This window comes from Microbacterium sp. Leaf288 (assembly GCF_001422925.1).
Classification (GTDB): domain Bacteria; phylum Actinomycetota; class Actinomycetes; order Actinomycetales; family Microbacteriaceae; genus Microbacterium.
In genome coordinates this window covers 183,582-198,712 of the sequence record NZ_LMNI01000011.1, presented here as the reverse complement: position 1 = coordinate 198,712, position 15,131 = coordinate 183,582, and the positions used below count along the sequence as shown (strand labels likewise).

General features: G+C 69.8%; 14 protein-coding genes and 1 pseudogene. 8 read left to right on the top strand and 7 right to left on the bottom strand.

Annotation, left to right across the window (positions count from 1 at the left end; translation table 11 throughout):
• The first annotated feature begins 277 nt into the window (after nt 1–277).
• A complete protein-coding gene (locus ASF40_RS10285) occupies nt 278–1,171 on the top strand; it encodes a hypothetical protein (RefSeq protein ID WP_056368720.1) in 894 nt (297 codons plus the stop codon).
• A gap of 69 nt (nt 1,172–1,240) precedes the next feature.
• Here the strand turns inward: ASF40_RS10285 and ASF40_RS10280 are convergent, their stop codons facing one another.
• The 3 genes from ASF40_RS10280 to ASF40_RS10270 form a co-directional block, all read right to left on the bottom strand.
• Nucleotides 1,241–1,948 carry a DUF899 domain-containing protein gene (locus ASF40_RS10280; RefSeq protein WP_056368717.1) on the bottom strand — a complete coding sequence of 236 codons (708 nt, stop codon included), beginning with the start codon at nt 1,946–1,948 and terminating at the stop codon, nt 1,241–1,243.
• Between the two features lie 766 nt (nt 1,949–2,714).
• Entirely contained in the window at nt 2,715–4,331 is a 1,617-nt protein-coding gene (locus tag ASF40_RS10275; protein ID WP_056368715.1) for a solute symporter family protein, read from the bottom strand.
• Nucleotides 4,331–4,699, bottom strand: coding sequence for a DUF485 domain-containing protein (locus tag ASF40_RS10270; RefSeq protein WP_056368714.1), 369 nt, complete (start codon nt 4,697–4,699; stop codon nt 4,331–4,333). The genes ASF40_RS10275 and ASF40_RS10270 overlap by 1 nt, the downstream gene beginning before the upstream one ends.
• A 179-nt stretch (nt 4,700–4,878) precedes the next feature.
• Here ASF40_RS10270 and ASF40_RS10265 point away from each other — a divergent pair, with 179 nt between their 5' ends.
• Genes ASF40_RS10265 through ASF40_RS10250 form a run of 4 tightly spaced genes read left to right on the top strand, consistent with a single transcriptional unit; the run spans nt 4,879 to nt 8,745 of the window.
• Nucleotides 4,879–6,117, top strand: coding sequence for a sensor histidine kinase (locus tag ASF40_RS10265; protein ID WP_056369855.1), 1,239 nt, complete (start codon nt 4,879–4,881; stop codon nt 6,115–6,117).
• Nucleotides 6,114–6,857 (top strand): LytR/AlgR family response regulator transcription factor, encoded by a 744-nt coding sequence (locus tag ASF40_RS10260; protein ID WP_056368712.1) that lies wholly within the window; start codon nt 6,114–6,116, stop codon nt 6,855–6,857. Before ASF40_RS10265 ends, ASF40_RS10260 begins: the two co-directional genes overlap by 4 nt.
• A complete protein-coding gene (locus ASF40_RS10255) occupies nt 6,854–7,267 on the top strand; it encodes a DUF485 domain-containing protein (protein ID WP_056368710.1) in 414 nt (137 codons plus the stop codon). The genes ASF40_RS10260 and ASF40_RS10255 overlap by 4 nt, the downstream gene beginning before the upstream one ends.
• On the top strand, nt 7,264–8,745 hold the full coding sequence (locus ASF40_RS10250) for a sodium/solute symporter (protein WP_056368708.1): 1,482 nt from the start codon (nt 7,264–7,266) through the stop codon (nt 8,743–8,745). The genes ASF40_RS10255 and ASF40_RS10250 overlap by 4 nt, the downstream gene beginning before the upstream one ends.
• A 34-nt stretch (nt 8,746–8,779) precedes the next feature.
• On the opposite strand, the gene ASF40_RS10245 is transcribed toward ASF40_RS10250, so the two are convergent.
• Complete coding sequence (locus ASF40_RS10245; RefSeq protein WP_056368705.1) at nt 8,780–10,579, bottom strand: DUF2207 domain-containing protein; 1,800 nt, start codon at nt 10,577–10,579, stop codon at nt 8,780–8,782.
• 42 nt (nt 10,580–10,621) lie between these two features.
• On the opposite strand from ASF40_RS10245, the gene ASF40_RS10240 reads away from it, so the two are divergent.
• Entirely contained in the window at nt 10,622–11,062 is a 441-nt protein-coding gene (locus ASF40_RS10240) for a MarR family winged helix-turn-helix transcriptional regulator (protein WP_056368703.1), read from the top strand.
• Nucleotides 11,063–11,078: 16 nt separating this feature from the next.
• On the opposite strand, the gene ASF40_RS10235 is transcribed toward ASF40_RS10240, so the two are convergent.
• Together ASF40_RS10235 and ASF40_RS10230 are read right to left on the bottom strand one after the other, a co-directional pair.
• A complete protein-coding gene (locus ASF40_RS10235; protein ID WP_056368701.1) occupies nt 11,079–11,813 on the bottom strand; it encodes an ABC transporter permease in 735 nt (244 codons plus the stop codon).
• Complete coding sequence (locus ASF40_RS10230) at nt 11,810–12,634, bottom strand: ABC transporter ATP-binding protein (protein ID WP_200919475.1); 825 nt, start codon at nt 12,632–12,634, stop codon at nt 11,810–11,812. Before ASF40_RS10230 ends, ASF40_RS10235 begins: the two co-directional genes overlap by 4 nt.
• A 26-nt stretch (nt 12,635–12,660) precedes the next feature.
• On the opposite strand from ASF40_RS10230, the pseudogene ASF40_RS21480 reads away from it, so the two are divergent.
• Both ASF40_RS21480 and ASF40_RS10215 read left to right on the top strand, forming a co-directional pair.
• A pseudogene (locus ASF40_RS21480) lies at nt 12,661–13,899 on the top strand (low temperature requirement protein A).
• Between the two features lie 90 nt (nt 13,900–13,989).
• Nucleotides 13,990–14,574, top strand: a complete 585-nt coding sequence (locus tag ASF40_RS10215) for a thymidine kinase (protein ID WP_056368693.1) — start codon at nt 13,990–13,992, stop codon at nt 14,572–14,574.
• A gap of 59 nt (nt 14,575–14,633) precedes the next feature.
• On the opposite strand, the gene ASF40_RS10210 is transcribed toward ASF40_RS10215, so the two are convergent.
• Nucleotides 14,634–15,086 carry an Hsp20/alpha crystallin family protein gene (locus ASF40_RS10210; protein WP_045297761.1) on the bottom strand — a complete coding sequence of 151 codons (453 nt, stop codon included), beginning with the start codon at nt 15,084–15,086 and terminating at the stop codon, nt 14,634–14,636.
• Between the last annotated feature and the right edge of the window lie 45 nt (nt 15,087–15,131).

The window sequence follows — 15,131 nt, the reverse complement described above, 5'->3', positions numbered from 1 at the left end:
GGCCAGCATGCACCATCCGTCAGGCTCCGGACAAGGGTTAAGTGAACAGCCATTCACTGCCGGCGACTGCACGCTGGTGCTATCCGATGCACCTGAATGAGAAGATTCTCATTGTCCGATCAGGCCTTTCCTGCAAAAGCGCTCTCACGTTCCGTCCAGGAAAACACCGGGAACCGTCCAGACACGATGAGGCAGAATCGGGGACTTGTGCGTCCGACCCGAAGACGCACGGGCGCCGATACCCGCGGCGCGAAACCCGAAGGATCGTACGTTCGTCATGCATTCAGACCAGTCACCCACGCCTGCCCGCCGTTCACGCCGCCGCTTCTTCGTGCCCGCCGTCGCCACCGGGGCCGCGCTCGGCGTGCTCCTCACGACGGGCCTCACGCTCGCTTCCCCGGCCCTCGCTGCCGCCGCTCCGCTGGCCGCCACCGCGATAGCCTCGGCCGCCGCGCCCGAAGCGACCGCAGACTCCTTCCGCGACATCCGCGTCGATGCGCAGGGCACCCTCCTCTCGGCCCGCGTCGCGCTGAGCGACGCCGCCTCGGTCACCACCGACATCGCCGCCGCGGGCCTCGACCTGGGCATCGGCGACACGTCCGTCGACACCGCCGGCCTCGAGCAGGCGGCCGACCGCCTCGCGAAGCTCGACCTCGTTCCGATGCTCCTGGTTCCGGGGCTCGCCGCCGACGTGAGCGGCGCCACGGAGACGGTGCAGGCCCGCGTGACCGAGCTGCGCGAGCACCTCGACGCCGCAAAGGAGAAGAAGGCCGCGGAAGAGGCGGCGGCTGCCGCTGCCGCCGCTGCCGCCGAGGCGCAGCGCCAGGCCGAAGCGGCCGCTGCCGCCCTCGCCGCCGCGAACACGCCCGAGGGCGCCAAGGCGACCGCGCGTCAGATGGCCGCCTCGCAGTACGGCTGGGGCGACGGCCAGTTCTCGTGCCTCGAGTCGCTCTGGGAGAAGGAGTCGAACTGGAACTACCAGGCCTACAACGCCGGAAGCGGCGCCACCGGCATCCCGCAGTCGCTGCCCGGCAACAAGATGGCCAGCGCCGGCGCCGACTGGCAGACCAACGCCGCAACCCAGATCGCGTGGGGCCTCGGCTACATCGCCGGATCGTACGGCACGCCGTGCGCCGCCTGGGGCCACTCGCAGGCCACCGACTGGTACTGATCAGCCGGCTTCGATCTGAGACGGATGCCGCACCCCGGCCGCAGTCGCGGGGTGCGGCATTCGTCTTCTTCATCCGTGCGTGTGCGCGCCGGGTCCGTACAGCTCCGCGACCTTCTGCGACGTGAACCACCCGTCGTAGGCGTCGGTCTTCGGCCACCCTTCCGGCGAGTCCTGCCATTCCTCCTGGCGGCCGTACGGGAGCACGTCGATGAGCGGGAACGTGTGGCTCAGCTGCTCCGTGCCCCGGCCGTTCGTGTGCCAGGTGCGATAGACGGTGTCGCCGTCGCGGAGGAAGACGTTCACCGCGAAACCGCCTCCGGCGGGCGCGTCGACGTCGGCGCCGAACGGGCTCCCGGCGGTGGAGTACCAGTCCATGCGGTTGCCCGTGCGCTCCTTGTACTCGAGCGCTTCGTCGATCGGACCCTGCGTCACGATGACGAACCGGGCGTCGTACGCGTCGAGGAAGTCGAGCCGGGTGAACTGCGACGTGTAGCCGGTGCAGCCCGGGCAGTGCCATTGCTTCCCCTCGAACCACATGTGGTTGTAGACGATGAGCTGCGACTTTCCCTCGAAGACGTCGACGAGGCGCACCGGTCCGTACTCGCCCATCAGCGTGTAGTCGGGCATCTGCACCATCGGCAGCCTCCGGCGCTGCGCCGCGATGGCGTCGAGCTCTCGCGTCGCCGCTTTCTCGCGCACGCGGAGCTCATCGAGCTCGCGTCGCCATTGCTCGGCATCGACGACGGGCGGAAGGGCGTTCTGGGTCGAGCTCTGCATCGGAACCTCCGAGTGTCGAGTGCGTATGTTCACACTGTACACATCTGGATGCTGCGGTCAAGGGGCTCTGCGAGGTCGCCAGTGACAGCCACCCAGGAAACCGATCACGAAAACATAACAGCGAACTCTTGTCAGCGTTATCTGGCCGTTATAGAGTGCTTGCACGGTAGTTGTTTTGCTGTGGCAGCTACCGGCATGTGATTGCAGGACACTCTTGGTGCAAGGGACAAGGGCCGGTCGGTAGCCTCTCNCCGTTATAGAGTGCTTGCACGGTAGTTGTTTTGCTGTGGCAGCTACCGGCATGTGATTGCAGGACACTCTTGGTGCAAGGGACAAGGGCCGGTCGGTAGCCTCTCCGACCGGCCCTTCACTTTTGCCTATTTACCAGGACATCTGAGATCACCCGGCCGCGCTTCGGCGAAGACCTCCCACCTCCCCATACCCGCCTGTCGAGCCTCCCCTGGGAAGATCACGAAAAGATCACAGAAAACGCTTGTCAGCGTTATCTCACCGTTATAGAGTGCTTGCACGGTAGTTGTTTTGCTGTGGCAGCTACCGGCATGTGATTGCAGGACACTCTTGGTGCAAGGGACAAGGGCCGGTCGGTAGCCTCTCGATCTTCGGGATCGTCTCTTCGAGGTATTGGATCCNACGGTAGTTGTTTTGCTGTGGCAGCTACCGGCATGTGATTGCAGGACACTCTTGGTGCAAGGGACAAGGGCCGGTCGGTAGCCTCTCCGACCGGCCCTTACTCTTGCCCTCTGCGTCAGTGGCTGACCGCCTTCTCCGCGCCGATGCCGGTGAGCGAGCGCACCTCCATCTCGGACTGCTTCTTCGGGTCCTCCGACGTCTTGTCGAGCACACTGACGATCCAGCCGAGGAAGAACGCGAGCGGGATCGAGACGATGCCGGGGTTCGACAGCGGGAACCACGCGAAGTCGATCGCGTCGGTCTTCAGCATCGACGTCTCAGAGCCCGAGACCACCGGCGAGAACACGATGAGCAGGATCGCCGAGGCGAGACCGCCGTACATGCTCCACAGAGCGCCCTTGGTCGTGAACCGCTTCCAGAACAGCGAGTACACGATCGTCGGGAGGTTCGCCGAAGCCGCGACGGCGAACGCGAGGGCCACGAGGAACGCGACGTTCTGACCGTTCGCTCCGATGCCGCCGATGATCGCGACGATGCCGATGATGACCACCGTGCGGCGCGCGACCTTGACCTCGGCACCCGGCTCGGGCTTGCCCTTCTTCACGACCGACGCGTAGATGTCGTGCGCGAACGACGCGGCGGCGGTGATCGTGAGGCCGGCGACGACCGCGAGGATCGTCGCGAACGCGATCGCCGAGATGAGGCCGAGCAGCAGCGGTCCGCCCAGCGAGAACGCGAGCAGCGGGGCCGCCGAGTTCGGGCCGCCGGGCGCCGCGGCGATGACCGCCGGGCCGACGAGAGCGGCGGCACCGTAGCCGAGGACCAGCGTGAAGACGTAGAAGATGCCGATGAGCCAGATGGCCCAGACGACGGACTTGCGCGCCTCCTTGGCCGTGGGCACGGTGTAGAAGCGCATCAGCACGTGAGGCAGCGCCGCGGTGCCGAGCACCAGGGCGAGACCCAGCGACAGGAAGTCGATCTTCGAGGTGTCCGAGACGCCGTACTTCAGGCCCGGGTCGAGGATCGCCGGGTTCTCGGCGACGGCCACGGCCTTGTCGAGGAGCGCCGAGAAGTCGAAGCCGTTGAGCGCGAGCACCCACACCGTCATCACACCGGCGCCCGCGATCAGCAGCACGGCCTTGATGATCTGGACCCAGGTGGTGCCCTTCATGCCTCCGATGAGCACGTAGAGGATCATGAGCGCGCCCACCACCGTGATGACGACAGCCTGGCCCAGCTGGTCGCCGATGCCGAGCAGCAGCGACACCAGGCCACCGGCGCCCGCCATCTGCGCGAGCAGGTAGAAGAAGCACACGACGAGCGTGGTGGTCGCCGCCGCGATGCGCACCGGACGCTGCCTGAGCCGGAACGACAGCACGTCGGCCATCGTGAACTTGCCGGTGTTGCGCAGCAGCTCCGCGACGAGCAGGAGCGCCACGAGCCATGCGACGAGGAATCCGATCGAGTAGAGGAACCCGTCGTAGCCGGTCATCGCGATCGCGCCGACGATGCCGAGGAACGACGCCGCCGACAGGTAGTCGCCCGCGATCGCGGAGCCGTTCTGGCCACCCGTGAACGAGCGGCCGGCGGCGTAATAGTCCGCCGCGGTCTTGTTGTTCCGGCTGGCGCGGAACACGATCACCATCGTGACGGCGACGAATGCGCCGAAGATGGCGATGTTGAGCCAGGGCTCACCGGGCGACGTGGTCGCCGCTTCTGTGAAGTGCCGCATCAGCGCGTCTCCCCTGCCTTCTCGAACTCGCCGGTCTCGATCTCGTCGCGGATCTCCTCCGCGAGCGGGTCGAGGCGCTTGTTGGCGTAGTGGACGTACCAGGTCGTGACGGCGAACGTCGTGACGACCTGCGCCATGCCGAGGACCATCGCGACGTTGACGCTGCCGAACACGCGGATCGACATGAAGTCGTGGGCGTAGCTGGCGAGGAGGACGTACGCGAAGTACCAGGCCAGGCACGCGCCCAGCACCGGGAAGACGAAGCTCCGATGCGTGCGCCGGAGCCGTTGGAAATCAGGTGATGCTTGCACCGCGCCGTAGTCGACCTCTGCGAGGTCCGTCGCGGCGCTGGGGGCTTCGTTGCCCATGGCGTCTCTCCTTCGAGGGGGTCGGCGCGCCCGTCGGCCGCGCCGCTGCGTTGACAGTGCGACCATGCTCGCGTTCGGCAGGTGCGGCCGGGGGCGGTCGCCGTTCGTCGTCGGTGAGCGGCGTCCACGGTGCGACGAACGGCGGTCGGCCGACGACGAACGACGGCTACGCTGGCCGCATGCCCGAGTCGATGCTGCTCGCCGCTGCCGCCGGCGTCCTCGCCGGGGCGCTCGCGGTCGGCGTCGTGATCCTGCTCCGGCGCATCGTGGTGGCATCCAAGGAGCTCGGCACCGACGTCGAGCAGGCCACGTACCAGACGCTCCACCTCGCGAGCCGCGCCGCCAAGCACCTGCGCGGCGGCATGGCCGAAGGCGACGCGACCCGGGCCGGTCGCCATCTCAAGGGCCTCCTCGGGTGCGAGACGCTCGCGCTCGTCGACCCGTCGGGTCACGTCACCGTCGAGGGCGACGACGCCGTGCGCGAGGTCGCCGGACGGCTGGCCGCGGAGGCCCGTGCATCGGGTCGCACGCAGATGCAGCGACGGGCGCGGATCGGCGAGCGGGAGACGGATGCTGTCGCCGCACCGATCCTCGCGAGCGGCGTGCCTGCGGGGGCCATCGTCGCGTTCGCGCCGCGCGTGCGGGCCGGGCTCGTGCGCGCGACCGGCGAGGTGGCGGACTGGGTGGCCGCCCAGGTGGAGCTCGGCGAGCTCGACGCATCGCGCGCGGCCCTCGCCGAGGCCGAGGTGCGCGCGCTTCGCGCGCAGATCAGCCCGCACTTCATCTACAACTCGCTCAACGCCATCGCCTCCTTCATCAACACCGACCCTGCGAAGGCCCGCGACCTCGTGCTCGAGTTCGCCGACTTCACGCGGTACTCGTTCCGCCGGCACGGGGATTTCACCACCGTCGCCGAGGAGCTCCGCTCGATCGACAGCTACCTGAAGCTCGAGCGCGCGCGGTTCGGCGAGCGCCTGAAGGTGACCCTGCAGATCGCACCCGAGGTGCTGTCGACGGTGGTGCCGTTCCTGTCGATCCAGCCGCTCGTCGAGAACGCGGTGCGCCACGGGCTCGAGGGCAAGGAGGGCGGCGGACGCATCACGATCGAGGCCTCCGATCAGGGGGCGTTCGCCGAGATCAGCGTCGAGGACGACGGCGTCGGCATCGACCCGGTCGTGCTCGAGCGCGCACTCGCCGGCGGCGCGCCGGGTGAACACGTGGGCCTTCGCAACGTCGACGCACGGCTCCGGCAGGTCTACGGCGACGAGCACGGCCTCGTCGTGGACACGAACGTCGGCGCGGGCACGCTGGTGCGGATGCGCGTGCCGAAGTCGCAGCCCGGCCGGGTCGCGGCATCCACGGGTCCCGTCCGTGCGACGGCGACCCTCGAGCGGCCCGAGGGGAGGCGCGAACCGTGATCTCGGTGCTCATCGCCGACGACGAGCAGCCCGCGATCGACGAGCTCGCGTTCCTGCTCGGACAGGACCCGCGCATCGGCGTCATCCACCAGGCGCCCTCGGGGGCCGAGGCGATCCGGCTGCTGACGCGGGAGAGCGTCGATGCCGCGTTCCTCGACATCCACATGCCCGGCCTGAGCGGCTTCGACCTCGCGCGCGCCCTGCAGCGGTTCGAGCGCCGGCCCGCACTCGTCTTCGTCACGGCTGACGAGGAGAGCGCCCTGGAGGCCTTCGACCTCGCGGCGGTGGACTACCTCCTCAAGCCCGTGCGCACCGAACGGCTTCACCGGTCGGTCACGCGCGTCCTCGAGGCGATGAAGGCGCAGGCCGCGCCGGCGACGGATGCCGCGGCCTCCGCCCAGCCGGAGCTCATCGCCGTCACGCTCGGCGGGACGACGCGCATGATCCGGCGTGACGAGGTGCGGTACGTGCAGGCCCAGGGCGACTACGCGCGGCTGCACACCGAGGAAGCGAGCTACCTCGTGCGCGTGCCGATGTCGGATCTCGAGCGGCAGTGGTCCGACGCTTTCGTGCGGATCCACCGCTCCTACCTCGTTGCGATCCCCCACCTCGCGCGCCTCCGGCTCGGGGGCGACCACCCCAGCGTCACGGTCGGCGGCGCCGAGTTGCCGGTGAGCCGGCGGTGCCTGCCGGCGCTCCGCGAGAGGCTGGAGTCGACGACGATCCGGCCGCGCGCATGACCTCGGGCGACGCCGACGCAGCCCCCGACCCGCGCCCGCCCTCGCCGGGCCGGGTACGCGTCACCGCTCCGCGCGCGGGCTCCCCCGCAGCATCCGTCCGCTCGTCGTCGCCGGAGGCGGAGGGCGGTCCCACGAGCGACATCGCCGGCGTGTACGTGCGCTCGCTGATCCGTTCGCAGCTGCGCCTCGGGATCGTGTTCGCGCTGGGATTCGTCGTGGCCACCGCGCTGTTCGTGCTGGCCATCGCGCTCGTGCCCCAGCTCGACACGACGTTCCTCCTCGGCGTGCCGCTGTCGTGGCTGCTGCTGGGGGTCGGGGTGTACCCGCTCGCCATCACGGTCGGCGGACTCTACGTGCGTGCGGCGTCGCGCAACGAGGCGCGCTACCGGGCACTGGCGGAGGACAGGTGAACCCCGCGATCGGCTACGTCGCGATCGCGGCGGTGGCTGTGGCGTCGGCGCTCATCGGCTTCTACGGCCTGCGGGTGTCGCGCACGACGAGCGACTTCTACGTCGCGAGCCGCACGGTGCGTCCCTGGTGGAACGCGTCGGCGATCGGCGGGGAGTATCTGTCGGCGGCGTCGTTCCTGGGCATCGCCGGCCTCATCCTGCTCACCGGATCGTCGGCGCTGTGGTTCCCGATCGGGTACACGGCGGGATACCTCATGCTGCTGCTGTTCGTGGCCGCGCCGCTGCGCCGCTCGGGGGCGTACACGATCCCCGACTTCACCGAGGCGCGGCTGGACTCCCTGTGGGCACGGCGCGTGACGAGCACGCTCGTGATCGTCATCGGGTGGTTCTACATCGTGCCCCAGCTGCAGGGTGCGGCCCTCACCGTGCGGATCACGACCGGCCTGCCCTCCTGGGTGGGGTCGCTCGCCGTCGCGGTCATCGTGGCGGTGGTGGTCGCGGCGGGCGGCATGCGCTCGATCACCTTCGTGCAGGCGTTCCAGTTCTGGCTGAAGCTCACAGCCCTCGCGATCCCGGTGGTCGCGATCCTGCTCCTCGTCGGCGACGTGCGGCCCGCATTGCCGCCGGTCGAGGCGTTCCCGCCGAGCGCGGGCCCCGGCGACCTCGAGGTCTACCGCACCGTGTCGCTGATGGTGGCGCTGCTGCTCGGCACGCTCGGACTCCCCCACGTGCTCGTGCGCTTCTACACGAACCCCGACGGTGTCGCCGCACGGCGCACGACGGTCATCGTGCTCGTGCTCCTGTCGGTGTTCTATCTGTTCCCGACCGCGTTCGGGTTCCTCGGCCGCGCGTTCGCGCCCGACCTCGCGCAGTCGGGCGATGCCGACGCGCTCATCCTGCTGCTGCCCGATCGACTGATCGCGGGGCCGCTCGGCGATGTGCTGACGGCCCTCGTCATCGCGGGCGCGTTCGCGGCGTTCCTCTCCACATCGTCGGGGCTCGTGGTGTCGCTCGCCGGGGTGATCAGCCAGGACCTGCTCGGCGGCAGCGTGCGCGGCTTCCGCATCGCCGCGGTGCTCTCGTCGTTCGTCCCCCTGGTCGTCGCGCTGGCCACCGAGCCGGCGGGGCTCGCCGGCAGCGTCGGCCTGGTCTTCGCGTTCACCGCGTCGACCCTGTGCCCCGTGCTGCTGCTCGGCATCTGGTGGCGGGGCCTCACGGCACGCGGCGCGATCGCGGGCATGCTCACCGGCGCGGTCCTCTCCGGCGTCGCGATCCTGGGCGGCGGACTCGTGACGGCGGGATTGCCCGCCCTGCGTCCGTTCCTCGAGCAGCCCGCCGCGTGGACCGTCCCGATCGCGGTGGTCGTGACCGTGGTCGTCTCACTCGGCGATCGCCGCGGCATCCCGCGCGGCACCGACCGGTTCCTCACCCGGCTCCACGTGCCGGAGCCGACGGCCGCTCACCCGCACGAAGGCTGAAGCGAGCGCGGTCCCCGAGGGGCAGCATCCCGGATCAGACGCCGCCGCCCCCGCCTCCGCCGCCACCGCCGCCCGCGGAGCCGCCGCCCGACGACCCGCCGGACGTGGACGACGACGAGGCCGACGTCGACAGGTTCGAGATCCCGGCCGAGAACGCCGCCGCGTTGAATCCGGTCGAGCCCGAGTACCAGCCCGGGGAGTTGCCCGAACCGTAGAGCACGGCGAGCTCTTCGGCCCACTTCTTCTCCTGGCCGAACACCACCGCGTACGGCAGCAGCTTCTCGTACAGCTTCAGCTTCATGCGCGGGTCCGAGACGTCGACGCGCACCCGCTCCGCGCCCTGCGGAGACTGCAGCATGCGGATGCGGTCGGCCTCGGCCCACTCGATGAACTCCTTCAGCCCGAGCAGGTGGTCGCGCGTCTCGGCACCGGCGGCGGTGAGGGGCTTGCGCGACACCATCCCCGCCACCAGCAGCACGACGAGCACGGAGCCGATGATCAGCAGGATCGGCACCCACGCCGTCACGTAACCCGCCAGCGCGCCGATGCCGAAGAGCAGCACGAGGACCGCGGACAGGATCGCGATGACGACCGGCCAGGCCCGGGCACCCAGCGGCACCTTCCGCCGCAGTCCCCTCGACGACAGCTCCGCCGACGCCGCCTTCAGCACCTTCTGCGCCGTCGTCGAGAACCTCGTGTCGGAGCGGCCGAACTCGAACTCCTCGCCCGGGAGGCCCTGAGGGAACAGGCCGGGCAGCAGCATCCTTCCGTCCCCGTCGGCGAGGGACGGGTCCACGAGCACGGCCTTCAGCTTCGTGCCGCCGAACCACTTGGGCGGGCCTTCTTCGATACGGATGCTGCCCACCACCGCCTGCTCGAGCACCTCGGCCGGGATCGCCTTCGTGGTGCGGCTGAGCAGCACGGCGCTCTCGAGCGCGTCGATGCCGCGCGGTGGCGTGTACTCCGCGATGATGACGGGGCGCCCGGGCTCGTCGCGGAGATGGCGACGGCGCGTGACCGCCGCCAGCACGAGGGCGGTGCCGAGTCCGAGCACGGCCACCCCGCTCTGCAGCCAGCCCCACGGCGAGGCGAGATAGTTCGGGTCGAACTCGGTGAACGTGTCAGGGGCGAACCCGATCGCGATCGTCATCGTCTGGTACGGCTGCACGTTCTCGGCCGAGGCCGCGATCATCCCGTCGGCATCTTCGATCGCGCAGGTCTGGGTCGAGCCCTGGGAGCCGACGTAGCAGGCCTGCGCGCCGGTGCGCGCGGCCTCGAGGTCGTCGGGCATCGTCACACGCGCGGTGATGCGGCCGAAGGGCTGCCGCCACTCGACGCCGTTGACGTTCCAGTAGAACTCGTCGACCCCGGTGTCGGCGAAGTGGTGCGTGACGTTCTGGAGCGTGTAGGTGAAGACGTACGTCTGCCGGCCGTGGACGAAGTCGTCGGCGCGCGACGTCATGGAGTAGTAGCCGTCCTCCGATTCCGTCTCCTCGGCACGGGGGGCACCGGTCTCGTCGGTGATCGAGACGAGCTCGGGGTGCAGGGGTGCGCCCAGGTAGCTGTCGGGAATGGCGCGGCGCATGCCCCGGTTCTGGTCGAACTCGGGGAACAGCGCCACGAACGTCTCGACGACCGTCAGGGTGCTGGTGCCGTCCTCGGCACGGCCCAGCTGGTACTCCACGTCGAGGCTCTCGAACGAGAAGTCGTCGACGCCCGCGTGCGCCGGGCTCGGGGTGAGGCCGGCGAGCAGCACTCCGGCGAGGAGGGCGAGCACCAGCCCCACGGATCCGAGACGATGCGTGCGCCACGACGCGACTGCAGAAGACGCCATGGGGCCAGCCTAGGGTCGGTGCGAGGCTCTAATCTTGACGCTATGACCGATCGCCGTCTCGCCATCGACGCGTGGGAGAGTCTCTTCCGCGCGCAGCACGAGGTGTTCGGCGACATCAACGACGACTTCGACGACGAGACGCTGAGCCAGGCCGAGTACGACGTGCTCCTCACGGTCACCCGCGCCGACGACCTCACCGCGCGTCTGCGCGACGTGACGGCGAACATGCTGATCAGCCAGCCGAGCGTCTCACGGCTCGTCGACCGCATGGTCGCGCGCGGACTGATCACCAAGTGCGCCGACCCCGACGACGGGCGCGGAGCGCTCGTGCACGCGACGGAGGCCGGGGCCTCCTTGTTCCGCCGCATCGCCAGTGCCCACGGCAAGGCGATCGCCGAGCGCATGTCGCTGCTCTCGGACGACGAGCTCTGCCAGCTGCGCGACCTCACCGCGAAGCTGCGCAAGAAGCAGCCCAGCTGCTGACCTCGGGGCGTCGGGCCTATGGCGTCCGGCGCCGGAGCGTGAGCGACGCGAGGATCAGCGCACCCACGGCGAACGCGACCACGATGAGCAGAGGCCCGAAGACCTCCCAGCCCTCGTCGCCGTCGGTGACCGCGTTGATCGTGTCGATGGCGTAGCTCAGCGGCAGGATCTTCGAGATCTGGTACAGCGCCTCGGGCATGTCCTCGCGGGGCATGAACAGCCCGCCCAGGATGATCTGCGGGAACACGATGAGCGGCATGAACTGCACCGCCTGGAACTCGGTGCGTGCGAAGGCGCTCGCCAGGAGCCCGAGCGCGGTGCCGAGAATCGCGTCGACGACGGCGACGAGCCCGAGCTGCCAGAGCGGGCCGTCGACCTGCAGTCCGCACACCCACACCGCGAAGGTCACGGTGATGACCGCCTGCAGCGTCGCCATGAGCCCGAACGCCAGCCCGTAGCCGACGATGAAGTCGGCCTTCGCGATCGGCGTCGTCATCAGCCGCTCGAGGGTCCCCGACCGTCGCTCGCGGAGCGTCGTGATCGAGGTGATCAGGAACATCACGATGAACGGGAACAGCGCCAGGATCGGCCCGCCGAACTGGTCGAACACGCCCTCCTGATCGCTGAACAGCCACGCGAACAGGCCCACGAGCAGGCTCGGCGCGACGAGCATGAGCGCGATCGAGCGCGGGTCGTGGCTGAGCTGCCGGAGCACCCGCCCCGCGGTCGCGAGGGTCAGCACCCCGTTCATGAGGCGCTCCCCTCGTCCGCGTGGTGCGCATGCTCGGCCTGCTCGCGCGCTTCACGCCGCGTGAGCGGATGCGGCGCCTCGGCCGCGGCGCGAGCGTTCGCGTCGCGCTCGATGAGCGTGAGGAACGCGGCATCCGGGTCCGTCGTCCCGGTGTCGGCGAAGAGACCGTCGGGTGTCGTGTCGGCGATGATGCGGCCCGCGCGCATGAGCACGAGGCGGTCGCACCGGAGGGCCTCGTCCATGACGTGGCTCGAGACGATGAGCGTCGCGCCGGCGTCGGCGAGGCCGCGGAAGACCTCCCACAGCTCGGCGCGCAGCAGCGGATCCAGGCCCACCGTGGGCTCGTCGAGCACGAGCAGCTCGGGCACCCCGAGCATGGCGACCGCGAGCGAGACGCGGCTCTCCTGTCCGCCCGAGAGCGAGTCGATGGTCTGGTCGCGCTGGTCGGCGAGGCCGACCTGCTCGATGACGCGATCGACGTCGGTACGGGGCGCGTCGACGAGGCGCGCGAAGTAGCGCAGGTTCTGCTGGATCGTGAGATCGCCGTAGACCGAGGCAGCCTGCGTGTCGTACGCGACGCGCTTGCGCAGCGCGCGCGAACCGGCGGGTTCGCCGAGCACCGTCACGTCGCCGCCCGCCACCTTCTGCACGCCCACGATCGAGCGCATCAGCGTGGTCTTGCCGCACCCCGACGGGCCGAGCAGGCCGGTGATCTGCCCCCGCGGAATGTGCAGATCGAGCCCCGTGAACACCTCGGTCCTGCCGCGCGTGACGTGCAGACCACGCACGCTCACAGCATCCGTCTCCGCATTGTTCGTCACGAGATGAATAGTGCCCCGCAGCCGGCATGCCGTCCAGGGGCGAGATCGAGATCAGCGCCGGCGTGATGCCAGGATGGGGCATGCCCTTCGGGATGACGCGGAACGTGATGAGGCCGACGGACACTCCGCGCGCCGACCGGGTGACGTACATAGAGCTCTTCTTCGACCTCGTGTTCGTGTTCGCGCTGACGCAGCTGTCGGCCTATCTCTACGAGAATCAAAGCCCGCTCGGAGTCCTCGAGGGCGTGATCATCGTGTGCGCGCTGTGGTGGGCGTGGGTGTCGACGACCTGGGTCACGAACTGGCTCGACCCGGTGACGCTGCCGGTTCGCGGCGCGGTCATCGGCCTCGCGTTCGTGTCGCTCGTCATGAGCGTCTCGATCGCCGAGGCCTTCGGCGAGCGGGCGTGGGCCTTCGCGATCGCCTACGTCATCCTTCAGGTGGGGCGTACGGCGTTCATCGTCTGGGCGACCGCCCGCCACGATCCGGCCGTGTCCAGGGACTTCACCGCGGTGCTCGCGTGGACGGTCGCGAGCGCTGTCTTCTGGTTGGTCGGCGCACTGCTGCCTCTCCCGTGGCAGCTGCCGCTGTGGGCGATCGCGCTCGGGATCGAACTCGCGGGAACGCTACTCGCGTTCCCCGTCCCGGGCCTCGGCAAGGTGCGCCTCGATCGCTGGGATCTGTCGGGTCCCCACATCGCCGAGCGGACCGCGCTCTTCGTCCTGATCGCCCTCGGCGAGGGCATGCTCGTCACCGGCCTCGTCTTCGCCGAGACCGAGTCGTCCCCGGCATCGGTCGCCGCGCTCGTCGCCGCGTTCGCGACCGCTGCCGCAGCGTAGTGGATCTACTTCGACCACGGCGAACGGGTCGGCGCCGAGACCATCGAGGCGTCGGACACACCGGGTCGCCTGGCACGCACCGCCTACACGTGGATGCACCTCCCGATCGTGGCCGGGATCGTCGTGATCAGCGTGGGCGACAAGGACGCCCTCTCGCACCCGCACGACCACGACGTCGCCGCGACGATCGCGGTCATCGGGGGGCCGATGCTGTTCCTCGCGGGCACGGTGCTGTTCCGCCATCTGCTCGAGCGGCGCTGGGCGCGCGCACAGCTCGCGGGGATGCTCGCGCTCGCGCTCCTCGCGGCCGCCGCGCGTGTGCTCGACACGCTCGCCCTCTCGGTCGCCGCGGGCCTCGTGCTCACCGGCGTCGCCGTCGGGGAAACGGTCGGGCGTGTGCGGCGAGGACGCCGCGCGGGGGGCTGATCCGCCGTTCTCGCTCCCGGGTGCCCACGGCCACCGTCGTTCGCGCGTCGTCTCGTGCGCCTCGCGCCGAACCGGACATAGGGTGGCGGCATGCATGCGACCAGGCAGTCCCGGATACAGGTGGTGTGCGGTCCGATGTTCGCCGGAAAGTCGGAGGAGCTGCTGCGCCGCGTCCGCCGCGCGCGCATCGCGGGGCTCGAGGTCGAGGTGGTGAGCCACGCGCTGGACGATCGGCGGGGCGAGGGACTGGTGAGCTCGCACTCCGGGCTGAGCGTGCCCTCGCGCTCGGTGCCCGACGTGGCGACGCTCGTCGCGGGCGTCAAGGGCCGCGGGCTCGACCTCGTCGCCATCGACGAGGCGCAGTTCTTCGGCACCGACCTCGTCCCCGCCGTCGACGGGCTGGTCGCCGACGGCGTGACCGTGGTGGTGTCAGGGCTGTGCGTCATGTTCGACGGCCGGCCGTTCGAGCCGCTGCCGGCGCTGATGGCGATCGCCGAGGACGTCGTCAAGCTCACCGCTGTGTGCGCGGTCTGTGGCGAGGATGCCGCGTTCCACCAGCGCATCGCCGAGGCTCCCACCGGCGATGCCGGTGTGCCGGCGCCTGCGCACGTCGGAGGGATCGAGTCCTACCAGGCCCGGTGCCGCAGGCACTTCACCGGAACCGCACGAGCGTAGACGACGGAACGGATGCCTCGCCGCCGCGCCGGCGGGGAGGCATCCGTTCTGGAATGGTCCTACTGCTCGATCGGCTGGGGCGCGTCGGACTCGTGCGCCGTGATCGTCGGCGCGCCGCCCTCGGACATCACCTCGATCTTGCGCGGCTTCGCCTTCTCGCTGACCGGGATCGTCACGCTCAGCACGCCGTTGTTGTAGCTCGCGGAGATGCGCTCGGTGTCGATGCCCTGGCCCAGATTGAGCTGGCGCAGGAAGCTCGCCGCCTCTCGTTCGCGCGTGATCCACTTGACGTCGTCGCCGCTCGTCAGCGTGCGCTCCGCGCGGATGGTCAGCAGCTGTCCGTCGACGTCGATGTCGACCGAACCCGGGTCGATGCCCGGAAGGTCGGCCGTCAGGATGTAATGGTCGCCGTCGCGGTACAGGTCCATCGGCATGCGGCGGGGGCCGCGGCGCGTGTCGAAGAGACCGGCAGCAAGGCGGTCGAGGTCCCGGAACGGGTCGTTGGTGGCCATGATTATCTCCTCTCGTCGAAAGTTGAGCCTCACCGGCTCAACTGC